Below are 12,414 nucleotides of genomic sequence, written 5' to 3' on the forward strand. Positions count from 1 at the left end.
GACGCGCGAGACAGGAATCCTTTGAAACAAAACCGAACAACAACGACATAGACTCGATTTAAAGGAGAGAAACATATGTATCAATCATTAGGACAATTAAAGGAAACGAAGGTCTTCAAAGATCCCGTTCACCGCTATATCTATGTCAGTGACCAGTTGATTTGGCAATTAATCGGGACACGTGAATTTCAGCGACTACGCCGGATCAAGCAACTGGGGACATCCTTTTTGACGTTTCACGGGGCGGAACACACACGGTTCCATCATTCGCTTGGTGTCTATGAAATCACACGCCAACTGATCGATGTCTTCAACGGTCGCGCCGATTGGGACGATCAGTACCGGGAGTTGACGCTCGTTGCAGCCCTCTTACACGATGTCGGACACGGACCGTTTTCGCACGCGTTTGAGAATGTCTTTGGTGTGAATCACGAGACGTGGACGGAGCGAATCATCCTCGGGGATACAGAAATCAAAAAAGTTCTCGACCAAGTCGGAGACGGATTCGCGGAAGAGGTAGCTTCAATCATCAATAAGACGCATCCGAATCAATTGCTTGTCACGATGATTAGTTCACAACTCGACGTCGACCGGATGGATTACTTATTGCGCGATGCGCACTTTGCCGGTGTCAGCTATGGAAAATTCGATCTCGAGCGAATGCTTCGAGTATTGCGTCCCGCGCCGAATCAGATGGTCGTCAAACAGTCCGGAATGCATTCGATCGAAGACTACATCATGCGGCGTTATCAGATGTATTGGCAAGTCTACCTGCATCCGGTGACACGTTCGAGTGATTACCTATTAAAAGCCATTCTCGAGCGGGCGCAGGAGTTGTACCTGTCCGGTTATCCATTTGCAATCGCACCGATCCATTTGATGCCGCTATTTGATCAGAAGATGGAGTTGCGTGATTTCCTTGGGCTCGATGAGACGATCGTCTACTTTTATTTTCAGCAGTGGGCGAATGAGCAGGATCCAATCCTTGCTGATCTCTCGAGGCGATTCGTTGACCGGAAGTTGTTCAAGTATGTTGATTATCCGGCTGAAAAACGTGAACTCGTCCACGATAAACTGTGCGAGTTGTTTGAGGCAATCGGCTTGAATCCGACGTACTATCTGCTTGAAGATAAACTCAGTCGTCTTCCTTATGACTTATATGGAGATAACGGTGAAATCAGCAAACAACCGATCATGCTACAGATGAAGGATGGGCAGATGAAAGAGATTTCGCAAGTTTCACCGCTCGTTCAAGCCATCGCGACGTCACGCCAGACGGATGAGAAGCTGTTCTTCCCGCAAGAAATTCTGCACGACTTGCGCGAACATGCGAACGAGAAGATGCAGATCGATCAATTATTGATTGGCAGTGTGACATCATGATATCGTCCGCTGTCCTTACGAAAATCTTGCAACAGCTTGAACAGGAGGGAGGAGAGGTCGAAGTCTTACAAGGCGCGACTTCCTCCCTCGTTTTGCGAGTCGGTGAGGGAATTCTTCGCGTCCATACGAATCAAGACTGGTTGCGAGAAGAGCCCGATCTCGTCTTACATGAAGTATTTGCGTTACAAGCAGCAGGTGACTTAGCACCCGATGTGTTGGATTATCAAACAGATGTTATGGAAGACATACCACCTTGGTTATATATGACATGTTCATCGGGAGAGATCCGGCTTGATCAGGTAGATGAGCAATATGTCGAACGATTGGCACAGGTGCTTGCTGCGATCCATGCACTACCGGTACCAGAATCTCGTTATGTCTATCAGCCGTATGCGACGGAACGTCACATCCCGACGTGGACGCAGCATCCGAAGTTATGGCGTCGACTGTTAACTGTTGAACCGGTTGAAAGTCAAACGATCCGGTTCATTCATCGGGATTTTCATCCGGTCAATGTGTTATACGAAATAAATGGAACGTGTCATACGATTGATTGGATTAATGCATGTGTAGGACCCATTGAAGTCGACCTTGCTCATTGTCGGTTGAATCTTGCCTTGCTTGAATCCGTCGAAATGGCCGATCATTTTTTAAAAAGTTACCTTAAACAGACGAAACGTTCCTACGATCACGCATGGGATATTCGGGCTGTTTTTGATTTTGAACCTGAAACGATTGACGTCTATCCGGGGTGGAAAGCATATGGAAGGCAAAACCTTAGTCAGGACAATGTTCGGGAACGCTTGGAAAAGTTTGTCTTGAAAGTCTATGAAAATAACGAAAGCGGTTACTAAATGAACTTTTCCTCTTGTAGTTCTTCGGAATATTGATTATTCTATTACTTGGAAAGAGATTAAACGTCAGACATCGTACGAATGTACAACTGATAAACAACTAATAGATAGAGGGGTACTTCATGAAATATCTTATCGCACTACTCGGACTGGCTATCGTTTTCGGCTTGGCACTCCTTGTCAGCAGTAACCGTAAAGGCATCAAATTGAAACCGCTTGCGGTCATGCTAGTTCTTCAGCTCGTACTTGGGTTCATTTTACTCAATACATCGTTCGGATATATCGTCATTCGTGGCGTCGCGAAAGTCTTTGAAAAACTGCTTAGCTATGCGGCAATCGGAATTGATTTCGTCTTCGGTGGTTTAGCGAATGAAGGCGCACAACCATTCTTCATCAATGTCTTGCTACCGATCGTCTTCATCTCTGCTTTGATCGGGATTCTTCAGTTCACGAAGATTTTACCACTCTTGATGCGCGGTATCGGTTTCGTCCTATCGAAAGTCAATGGTATGGGACGTCTTGAGTCTTACAACGCGGTTGCTTCAGCTGCGATCGGACAATCAGAAGTATTCATCACAGTCAAAAAACAAATCGGTCAATTACCAGCAAATCGTCTCTACACATTGTGTGCGTCAGCGATGTCGACGGTTTCGATGTCGATCGTCGGTGCGTACATGACTATGGTAGAACCGAAATATGTCGTTACAGCAATCGTCTTGAACTTGTTCGGTGGTTTCATGATCGTCTCGATCATCAACCCGTACACGGTTGACCCGGAAGAAGATATTCTTGAAATCGTCGAAGAAAAGCAAACGTTCTTCGAGATGCTCGGCGAATACATCATGGATGGATTCAAAGTCGCAATCATCGTTGGTGCAATGTTGATTGGTTACAACGCTTTAATCGGAATGGTCAACGATATCTTCCTCATGGTTCTCGGTATCTCGTTCCAAGAAATCCTCGGATACATCTTTGCACCGTTCGCTTTCATCATGGGTATTCCATGGGCGGAAGCTGTCAGTGCCGGTAGTGTCATGGCAACGAAATTGATCACGAACGAATTCGTTGCGATGTTGAGTCTTCCAGAATACTCAAAAGAATTCTCGGAGCGTACACTCGGAATCGTGTCTGTCTTCTTGATCTCGTTTGCGAACTTCTCGTCAATCGGAATCATCGCTGGTGCGGTTAAAGGATTGAACGACCGCCAAGGAAGCGTTGCAGCTAGTTTTGGTCTGAAGTTACTCTACGGCGCAACACTCGTCAGTGTCTTGACGGCAATCGTCGTCAGCGTCTTGCTGTAATCGTTACACATATGAAAGAGCAATGGATCTGCTGATCCATTGCTCTTTTTGTTTTTCACTCAGTTGATCCATGCGAAGCAATCCCGACACGGACACGATGATGTGTTCCGTCACGATAGACTTCGTAAGCGAACTGCGCGACGTTTTCCCGAGGAATCGGACCTGTAGGCGCAGTGAAGCGTATTGTCTCGATCAATAGGTCGTCAGCAGCAAGTGCGTTGTCTTCCGTCAATTGTGTTGGACAGATGACGGTGAAGTCGACGTCTGCATCTTTTAACGTCAGATAAGCTTTCAAGTGATCCTCTGCTGCAATCGTCGAGCGGCGACGGGATTCACTCGATTGGAAACGATACTTCCCAGGTTCTTCTGACGCATCGAGAATGCCTGCCGTGCCAATGAAGACGATGCGTTCGATACCTGCTTCCTTCATCTTCGTGACGAGATGTGGAATTGCTGTCGAGAGGACCTGCTGTTGATCGGTACCAAGACAACTGAAGACAGCGGTACTTCCTGCGAGTGCTTGTTCAAGATCGTCCGGATTTGTCGCGTCTCCTGTAAGGATATGAAGGCGATCGTGAACGGGTAAGTCCGGTGACGTGGAACGAACGAGTGCACGAACGTCATAGCCGTCTTCTAATAACCGATCAATCAAAGGGCGGCCCGTTCGACCGGTCGCACCAAGTACAGTAACAGTAGTCATGAGAATTCCTCCTTAAAGATCAAGTAGATGGGAAAAAGAGACGTGCGGTAGCGACCGGACGTCTCTTGTTGTTTATTTATCCGCGAACATGACGCCAGCTTGACCGTAATCTGTTTTTTCCATCTCTTCGATGAAGACCGTAATGTTTTCTTTTGGAGCATTTGTCGTTTCCGACACCGCTTCCGTAACTTTTTCAATCAAAGCACGTTTTTGTTCGACTGTACGACCCGATAACATTTTAACCGTAACATATGGCATGACTTCATTTCCCCCTCTAGCTTGATGACGATACGCCATCAGTATAGCGCATTCGATAGGGGATTCGTCAATTCGAACATCGTTTTCGAAAAAGAAGGGTATAAGGTAGGAGCTATTCTTGTCGGAAGCGAAGGTAGTCATACACATACGGCAGAAAAGGAGAGACATATGGACGCAATCATACGGAAGAAGATTCATACGTTACTGATTTTTGATCGGGCGTTACTGGAGGATACGAATTATCCGTTGTCTGGTGCAAAAGGACTCGAAGTCGCAGATATCGTCTTTGAGCAAAACATTCCATTCGGACGACTCGTAACGGATAAAGAGCTCGCTCAACTGCTGAATCAAAAAGAAGCAAAGCGATACGGGATGTTGACGTTGCTTGAAGACGATGTACGTTTCAAACCGTTGTTTCAAAATCGAAAACCGACAGCTGACATGGAAGAAGAGGTCGAGGCGAAAGTGAGAGAACTCGCGCATCAGTTACGTGCGATTCGGTCGCGGTGTTCTTCACTAGAACGTCTCTTCTTGTTCGGTCGTGCGGCGCAAACCCTGTTTGACCGCGCTTTGCTTCATCTCGAAGAGGTCAATCCTCCGGCGCATGAGGAGATTGCGTCCATGACGTGTTACCGTCTCCCGACGATTCGCCGAGCATCAGAAGAACAATTACAGTTACTTCGTTACGAGTGACTGGTTGCAGACACCTCGGAATACGGTATGATAGAAGCAACAGGATTAAAAGGGGACAAAACACGATGGAAAAAAAGATTAACTTTAATATCATTTCAGATAACTCTACAGACGGTCACGGAGGATTTGGTGTCGGAACACTCAGCTTAAATAGTATGTCACCTGTCATCATTTCTCCGGAAGACGGTGAAGCTTACATCGATATGGGCGCGATGCACGCGAAAGCAACTATCGAGAAACGCGTCAAGTTCACGACGGATAAAGCAGATACGCCAAACGGTAAACTGTACTGGATCGTCTGGGTGACGGTCGGTCGTAAGCCAGAAGGCTTCTATTACGGCGGTGTCGCTGCCTGCGATCTGCTAGTCGATGCGGAAGCACGTCGCGGATTCAAGATTCTCGCTGATCACGTCAATAAGATGGATAAATCCCTTAAAGGACGAATTGTCGTCGATCACATGGATGAGCGTTCAAAGGAATTGTTACGTGATTTCTTGCAGACACATAAACCTGAGATGTGGGAAAATGCTGACGCTGCTTTACATGAAGCGTTGGTCTAAACAAAAAGAACGTGTGCCGCGGCACACGTTCTTTTTTCATGGTCGTTTTAGCGTCAAGACGACGAGTTCTGGGTGATTGAACAGACGAAACGGAAACAGGCTGTTCCCGAGACCACGACTGACGATCAGTTCCGTCTGCTGTTCCTGATAGCGACCGGCCGTCACCGCTGGAAAGAATCCTTGACCAGGGGCATACAGACCTTCCGTAAACGGCAGGCGGATCTGTCCGCCGTGGGCGTGACCGGATAAGACGAGATCAATAGATCGTTCCGCGTACAGTGATTTATATTCCGGACGATGCGCAAGCAAGAGCTGAAACGCATCGGGTGACACGTCTTGCAGTGCTTGATCGAGACTTTGACGAATCCCATCCGGTTCCGACAGTCCTTCGCGCCATCGTGTCGTCGTCGGGTCATCGATACCGAGTAACGAAATCGATTGACCTTGGTATTCGACGACGCGCGATTCATTCCGGAGAACGGTGACACCTAGTTGTTCAAGCTTTGGCAAAATCGTTAGATTGAGTCGAACCTCATGATTCCCGGTGACGAAGTAGACCGGGTACCGATCAACGAGCGCTTTCATGAGTGTAAGGGCAGCTTCTTCACCGTTTCGTCTCGAGTCAATCAAATCACCAGTCATGACGACAAAATCCGGCTGTTCGCGATCAATCTTTTTCAGTAGTCGTTCTTGTTCATTCCCGAACGCCTTGCCATGTAAATCTGCGACCTGCACGACACGATATCCATTAAACGCTTCCGGTAAACGGCTGGACGTCACCGTCACCTGTGAGACATCAATGATGTTGTTTTCACGATATAAAAACCAGCTTCCTAAGGCGAGGACGCCAAGGGATAACAGCCAGCGTGTACGTTTACGCATAAGCCACCTCATTTCTTCCACTAATCATAATTCAGGATAACAAAAAAGACCTCCTTCCGTATGCGACGGAAGGAGGAAATCAATTTGATTTAAGCGTCTTGTTTTAATTCAGTTGTTTCTTTTTGTGCGTCGGGTTCATCCGACAAATCTTTGAATAGGGCGACGACCATCATTCCGACGACGAAGATGAATGGGAAAGCGGCTAATATGGCAGCAGCCTGCAACGCACCTAATCCACCAGCATACAAGAGTACAGCGGCAATCGATGACTGTACGACACCCCAAGCGAGCTTAATGCGTAAGCTAGGCATCAGACTACCACCAGACGATAGCATACCGAGAACATATGTCGCGGAGTCAGCTGAAGTGATGAAGAACGTCGTGATCAAGAAGACGGCAACGATACTGAGGAACGTTCCTAAGCCACCGAATGTCTCGAACAATGCAAACATTCCAGTTTCAACCCCTTTATCGTTAACAGTCGAGATTAGGTCGACGTTTTGGAACAATTCGTTCCAAATCGCTGAACCACCGAAGACTGAGAACCAAAGGAGACCAAAAATCGTTGGGACGAGCATGATGCCGATGACGAACTCACGAATCGTCCGTCCTTTCGAGACACGGGCGATGAATGTTCCGACGAATGGTGACCATGAAATCCACCATGCCCAGTAGAAGATCGTCCAACCGTTAATCCACTCACGTTCATCTGGGTTGAAGGCAGAAGCCCGGAAGCTCATGACTGGTAAGTTTTGCAGATAAGCACCCGTCGTTTGCACGAAGAGGTCCATGATGAAGCTGAATGGTCCGAGGAACATGACACCAATCATCAATAAAGTCGCTAAGACGATGTTGGCATTACTGAGGCGGACGATTCCTTTGTCAAGACCAGATGCAGCACTAATCATATACAATACCGAAACGACAGCGATGATGATGATTTGTGTCGTGAACGTATTTGGAACACTGCTCGTCAGGAAGTTGAGTCCACCTGAGATTTGCTGCGCACCAAGACCAAGCGATGTTGCGACACCAAAAGCTGTTGCAACGATTGCGAGTACTTCAACTGTTCCTTTACCGGCTGCTTCATAGCGCGGCTTCATTAGGGAAGCGACGGTATCCCCGATAGTAGCGGGACGCCCTTTACGGAATGTCGAGTAAGCAATCGCAAGCGCGACAACTGCGTATAGTGCCCAAGGGTGCAAGCCCCAGTGGAAGAATGAATAACGCATCGCAAGAGGACCGGCTTCTGTCGGGTCACTTGTTGCGACTGGTGGCGTATGGAAGTGTGTCAGTGGTTCTGAGACACCCCAGAAAACAAGCCCAATTCCCATACCAGCACTAAAGAGCATAGCGAACCAGGAAAGCAAACTGTACTCAGGACGGTCTGAATCCTTACCGAGTCGGATTGAACCGAAGCGGGAAAAAATAAGGAAGATGGCAATTAAGAGAAATGCGCTCATTCCGAGGAGATAAAGCCAACCCAAACGGTTGGAGACAAACGATTGTGCTATTGATGTGACATTTCCGAGACTAGCTGCACCGATTAGGGATTCCGGTAAGATTCCCCATATGGTAAAGAGCACACAGAAAATGACAGATACCATAAAGACTTTTGTGATCTTACTTTTTCGATTATTTTCCATCGTGTTCCACACCTTCTTTCGAATTTTACATGGTTGTTTTGAATCGAATGATAACAACGACAATAATGATTCCCCGTTTGTCCGATAACAAAACCTAATCACGCAGGTGACTACCGTAACAAACATTTGTGGGGAAAAGCAAACCATTTGGGAAATGAAACCATAGAAACTAGGGATTTACCAGAAAGGAAAGGCGTAGAATAGCGGATCATCAATCGTTTAAAATAATTTTTAAATAATGAAAGGAAAGACGTTAATATTCTTATTTCCCGTTTTACTTAAAAACTAACGCAATGACTGATATGAGCAAATCAGAGGCAGTCTGAAATCAGATTTGATATAACAAAAGCAGTCATCACTTTGAAGGAGGTATTACTCATGGAAAAAGAACAACAAAAACAAGTAATTCTTGAAGCATTTCAATCTCGTCATGCAACAAAAGCATTTAACGGTCAAATGATCTCAGAAGACGATTTCCGGTTCATTTTGGAAACAGCACGTCTGTCACCGAGCTCATTTGGATATGAGCCATGGAACATGCTCGTCATTCAAAATCCAGAAATCCGTGAAGCGTTAAAAGAACTTTCTTGGGGCGCACAAGGGCAATTGCCAACAGCGAGTCATTTCGTCTTGTTCCTCGCCCGGACTGGAGAACAGATGCAGGCGGACGGACCGCATGTCACGCAGATGATGGATTTCCTAGGTTTATCCGAAGAGGCGAAAGCTGGACGGACGAAACGATATGGACTGTTCTTAGAAGAAGATTTTGCAATCGGTCATAATCCGAAAGCAATGGAAGACTGGGCAGCAAAACAAGCCTATATCGCACTCGGGAACATGATGTCGACGGCAGCACAAATCGGTGTGGATTCATGCCCGATCGAAGGATTCGACCAGCAAGCCGTCGAGCAATTACTCGTCGATCGTGGACTGCTCGATCGTTCTGTTTTCACGGTGCCGGTCATGGTCGCGTTCGGTTACCGAGCAGACGAACCAAAACGTGAAAAGCAACGTCGTCCGCTCGATGAAATCGTGACGTTCGTCGAGTAAAGACGAAAGACAAAAATTTTCGAATTATATAGAAGTTTCTTTCGAAATTCGGTATACTCGCATTTGTATGATTAAGAAGCGCCGTAAACGCCACTCGCATACGAACAACTTTTGTCTTGATGAAAGAAAGGGGTTCTATCGCAAATGGAACAAAAATTAAAGTTATGGTTCACGGAACACCAAACGGAAGATTACGGTATCACATTCCGTGTCAACCACGTTTATGAGAGCGAACAAACGGAGTTTCAACGCCTAGAGATGGTTGAAACGGACGAGTTCGGTACGATGTTGTTACTTGACGGAATGGTCATGACGACAGATAAGGACGAGTTCGTTTACCACGAGATGGTCGCGCACGTCCCATTGTTCACACACCCGAATCCAAAATCGGTTCTGGTCGTTGGTGGAGGAGACGGCGGAGTCATCCGTGAAGTCTTGAAACACCCGTCCGTCGAAAAAGCGGTTTTAGTTGAAATCGACGGAAAAGTCATCGAGTATTCGAAAAAATACCTCCCGAACATCGCAGGTGGATTGGACGATGCACGCGTCGAAGTCATCGTTGGGGATGGATTCATGCATATCGCAGAAGCAGAAAACGAGTATGATGTCATCATGGTCGACTCGACTGAACCAGTTGGTCCAGCGGTCAACTTGTTCACGAAAGGCTTCTACTCTGGTATTTCAAAAGCATTAAAAGAGGACGGCATTTTCGTCGCACAATCGGATAACCCATGGTTCACACCAGACTTGATCCGTGATGTTCAACGCGACGTCAAAGAAATCTTCCCGATCACGAAGCTCTACATCGCAAACGTTCCGACATACCCAAGTGGTCTTTGGACGTTCACGATCGGATCGAAGAAACATGATCCGCTTGCAGTTGCACCAGAGCGTTTCCACGAGATTGACACAAAGTATTACACGCCTGAGCTTCACACGGCAGCCTTCGCGCTTCCGAAGTTCGTTAAAGATTTGACGAACGGCTGAGCTCAGTCACTATAGCACACATGAACAGAGCGGTTTCGATCTTCGAAATCGCTCTGTTGTCAGGTAAACAGGCGTTTGCATCAGCAAACGGCAAATGAACAGGGGGAATGGATCATGCGTTTTGATGAAGCATATTCAGGAAAAGTCTTTATCGCGAGTCAACCGACTCACGAAGATGCAAAAGGAATTTTATACGGCATGCCGATGGACTGGACGGTCAGTTTCCGTCCCGGTTCACGATTCGGTCCGGCACGTATCCGTGAAGTCTCACTTGGTTTAGAAGAATATAGCCCGTACTTAGATGGTGACATCGCTGACGCAAAATTGTTTGACGCGGGAGATATCCCGTTACCATTCGGGAATGCACAAAAATCACTTGATATGATTGAAGAATACGTCGATTCGTTACTGACAGCAGGCAAGTTCCCGCTCGGTATGGGTGGCGAACATTTAGTCACGTGGCCAGTCGTCAAAGCGTTCGATAAACACTTCGATGATTTCGTCGTACTTCACTTTGATGCGCATACGGACTTACGAGACGAATATGAAGGAGAGCCATTGTCGCACTCGACGCCACTCAAGAAGATCGCCAACTTGATCGGACCAGAGAACTGCTATTCATTCGGAATTCGTTCAGGTATGAAAGAAGAGTTCGAATGGGCGAAGACATCAGGTTACAACCTCTTCAAATACGAGATCGTCGAGCCGCTTCGTCAAGTCCTTCCGACACTTGCCGGTAAAAAGGTCTACGTTACGATCGACATCGATGTTCTTGATCCGTCAGCAGCACCAGGGACAGGAACACAAGAAATCGGTGGAGTGACGACGAAGGAATTACTTGAGGTCGTTCATATGATTGCCCGAGCAGACGTTGACGTCATCGGTGCGGATTTGGTAGAAGTATGCCCAGCATACGATCAATCTGACATGACAGCGATCGCTGCAGCGAAGGTATTACGTGAAATGATGATTGGATTCATTAAATGAATAGACAAAAGAGACCAGACGTGATGTCGGTCTCTTTTGTTTTGTTCAGAGGAAGAACTGAATGACCCCGAATGCACCGAATCCAATGATCAAGATGGCGGATGTCCATTGGATAACGCGTAGAACGGATGTCGCAAGCTGGTGCTTGAGCAGGTGAGTGATGTTCGATAGAATGACCCACCAGGCGGCAGAACCGAGAAAAATACCGATTAGAAACAAAAAGGCATCCTGTCCGTTCGTCATCGTTAACTCAAAACGTGCAAACAACGCCAGGAACAGCGTAATCGTCATCGGATTCAAAAACGTCAGGAATAAGACGGATAGATAGGCACTCAACCGTGACGAAGCTGTATCAGAAATGGACGTGTTTGAAGAAGATTGAAACATCGACCAGCCGATGTAACACAAAAACAGACTGCCGATCAGTTGCATCCAGGTTGCTTGAATGATTAGGGATTGGACAAGCGAAAAACCGGACAATGCAATCAATCCATAAGTGAAGTCTGCCGTTGCGGCTCCGAGTCCGGAAACGATGCCGGAAATTCGTCCATGTCGAAGCGTTCGTTGCATGCATAAAAGTCCGATTGGACCTACGGGAGCCGCTAACGCAAACCCGATTCCAAAACCAGTCGCAAACATCAGTCAACCTCGGGTAACGGAAAATGAAGCGATTCCTTTTCCGTCCGCATGATGATTGTTGTTTTTGTCCGCAGGATACCTGCTAATTCTTTGATGTGGTAGGTGATGATTTCATCAAGTTGTTCTGTATCACGACAACGGATTTTAAGTAGATAATCATCGTCCCCGGCGACGTGATGACATTCCAGTACGTACTCAAGTTCTTGAACCCGTTTTAGAAATGGCGCTCGGTGTTCCGGTCGCTCGAGTGAAACAGCGACGAACGCAGCAAGACGATAGTCAAAGGAGGAAGGGTCTAGTACCGTTGTTAATTGACGGATGATACCTTGCTCTTGTAAGCGTGCTACACGTTCTGCTACAGCCGGTGCCGATAAACCGATGTGCTGTGCAAGTGTCGACCATTTCATACGAGCATCGCTTCTTAAAAAATCAATAATTTTTAAATCGTAGGAATCCATAAATAAAAACCTTCTT

At 46.9% G+C, this 12,414-nt stretch carries 14 protein-coding genes; 8 read left to right on the forward strand and 6 right to left on the reverse strand.

The genetic code is table 11. The annotated features are described in order from the left end of the window. The first annotated feature begins 75 nt into the window (after positions 1 to 75). The 3 genes from ACZGCQ_RS12385 (at position 76) to ACZGCQ_RS12395 (ending at position 3,538) form a co-directional block, all read left to right on the forward strand. A complete protein-coding gene (locus ACZGCQ_RS12385) occupies positions 76 to 1,383 on the forward strand; it encodes an HD domain-containing protein (protein WP_481266446.1) in 1,308 nt (435 codons plus the stop codon). A gap of 26 nt (positions 1,384 to 1,409) precedes the next feature. Continuing rightward, a complete protein-coding gene (locus ACZGCQ_RS12390) occupies positions 1,410 to 2,237 on the forward strand; it encodes a phosphotransferase family protein (protein ID WP_481266447.1) in 828 nt (275 codons plus the stop codon). A gap of 122 nt (positions 2,238 to 2,359) precedes the next feature. Then, the gene (locus ACZGCQ_RS12395; protein ID WP_481266448.1) at positions 2,360 to 3,538 is read left to right on the forward strand and encodes a NupC/NupG family nucleoside CNT transporter; all 1,179 of its coding nucleotides are present in this window, start codon (positions 2,360 to 2,362) and stop codon (positions 3,536 to 3,538) included. A gap of 55 nt (positions 3,539 to 3,593) precedes the next feature. Here the strand turns inward: ACZGCQ_RS12395 and ACZGCQ_RS12400 are convergent, their stop codons facing one another. Both ACZGCQ_RS12400 and ACZGCQ_RS12405 read right to left on the reverse strand, forming a co-directional pair. Then, positions 3,594 to 4,238, reverse strand: a complete 645-nt coding sequence (locus tag ACZGCQ_RS12400; RefSeq protein ID WP_481266449.1) for an NAD(P)-dependent oxidoreductase — start codon at positions 4,236 to 4,238, stop codon at positions 3,594 to 3,596. 72 nt (positions 4,239 to 4,310) lie between these two features. Continuing rightward, positions 4,311 to 4,496 carry a 2-hydroxymuconate tautomerase gene (locus ACZGCQ_RS12405; protein ID WP_023466792.1) on the reverse strand — a complete coding sequence of 62 codons (186 nt, stop codon included), beginning with the start codon at positions 4,494 to 4,496 and terminating at the stop codon, positions 4,311 to 4,313. Positions 4,497 to 4,664: 168 nt separating this feature from the next. Here ACZGCQ_RS12405 and ACZGCQ_RS12410 point away from each other — a divergent pair, with 168 nt between their 5' ends. Continuing rightward, a complete protein-coding gene (locus ACZGCQ_RS12410) occupies positions 4,665 to 5,189 on the forward strand; it encodes a hypothetical protein (RefSeq protein ID WP_069940184.1) in 525 nt (174 codons plus the stop codon). Between the two features lie 65 nt (positions 5,190 to 5,254). Next, entirely contained in the window at positions 5,255 to 5,749 is a 495-nt protein-coding gene (locus tag ACZGCQ_RS12415; protein ID WP_481266450.1) for a YwhD family protein, read from the forward strand. 36 nt (positions 5,750 to 5,785) lie between these two features. On the opposite strand, the gene ACZGCQ_RS12420 is transcribed toward ACZGCQ_RS12415, so the two are convergent. Both ACZGCQ_RS12420 and ACZGCQ_RS12425 read right to left on the reverse strand, forming a co-directional pair. Then, positions 5,786 to 6,631, reverse strand: a complete 846-nt coding sequence (locus ACZGCQ_RS12420) for a metallophosphoesterase (protein ID WP_481266451.1) — start codon at positions 6,629 to 6,631, stop codon at positions 5,786 to 5,788. A gap of 89 nt (positions 6,632 to 6,720) precedes the next feature. Continuing rightward, entirely contained in the window at positions 6,721 to 8,277 is a 1,557-nt protein-coding gene (locus ACZGCQ_RS12425; RefSeq protein WP_481266452.1) for a BCCT family transporter, read from the reverse strand. Positions 8,278 to 8,655: 378 nt separating this feature from the next. On the opposite strand from ACZGCQ_RS12425, the gene ACZGCQ_RS12430 reads away from it, so the two are divergent. The 3 genes from ACZGCQ_RS12430 (at position 8,656) to speB (ending at position 11,301) form a co-directional block, all read left to right on the forward strand. Further along, complete coding sequence (locus ACZGCQ_RS12430; protein WP_481266453.1) at positions 8,656 to 9,327, forward strand: NAD(P)H-dependent oxidoreductase; 672 nt, start codon at positions 8,656 to 8,658, stop codon at positions 9,325 to 9,327. A 144-nt stretch (positions 9,328 to 9,471) separates the two neighbouring features. After that, positions 9,472 to 10,314: a polyamine aminopropyltransferase gene (speE, locus tag ACZGCQ_RS12435; RefSeq protein WP_023466799.1), complete on the forward strand. Its 843-nt coding sequence runs from the start codon at positions 9,472 to 9,474 to the stop codon at positions 10,312 to 10,314. Between the two features lie 114 nt (positions 10,315 to 10,428). Next, positions 10,429 to 11,301 (forward strand): agmatinase, encoded by an 873-nt coding sequence (gene speB, locus ACZGCQ_RS12440; RefSeq protein ID WP_047391872.1) that lies wholly within the window; start codon positions 10,429 to 10,431, stop codon positions 11,299 to 11,301. A gap of 45 nt (positions 11,302 to 11,346) precedes the next feature. Here speB and ACZGCQ_RS12445 read toward each other — a convergent pair whose 3' ends face one another. Both ACZGCQ_RS12445 and ACZGCQ_RS12450 read right to left on the reverse strand, forming a co-directional pair. Further along, positions 11,347 to 11,940: a LysE family translocator gene (locus ACZGCQ_RS12445; RefSeq protein WP_481266454.1), complete on the reverse strand. Its 594-nt coding sequence runs from the start codon at positions 11,938 to 11,940 to the stop codon at positions 11,347 to 11,349. Then, a complete protein-coding gene (locus ACZGCQ_RS12450; RefSeq protein WP_029343215.1) occupies positions 11,940 to 12,398 on the reverse strand; it encodes an Lrp/AsnC family transcriptional regulator in 459 nt (152 codons plus the stop codon). The genes ACZGCQ_RS12445 and ACZGCQ_RS12450 overlap by 1 nt, the downstream gene beginning before the upstream one ends. Between the last annotated feature and the right edge of the window lie 16 nt (positions 12,399 to 12,414).

The organism is Exiguobacterium sp. HSB13 (assembly GCF_056764755.1).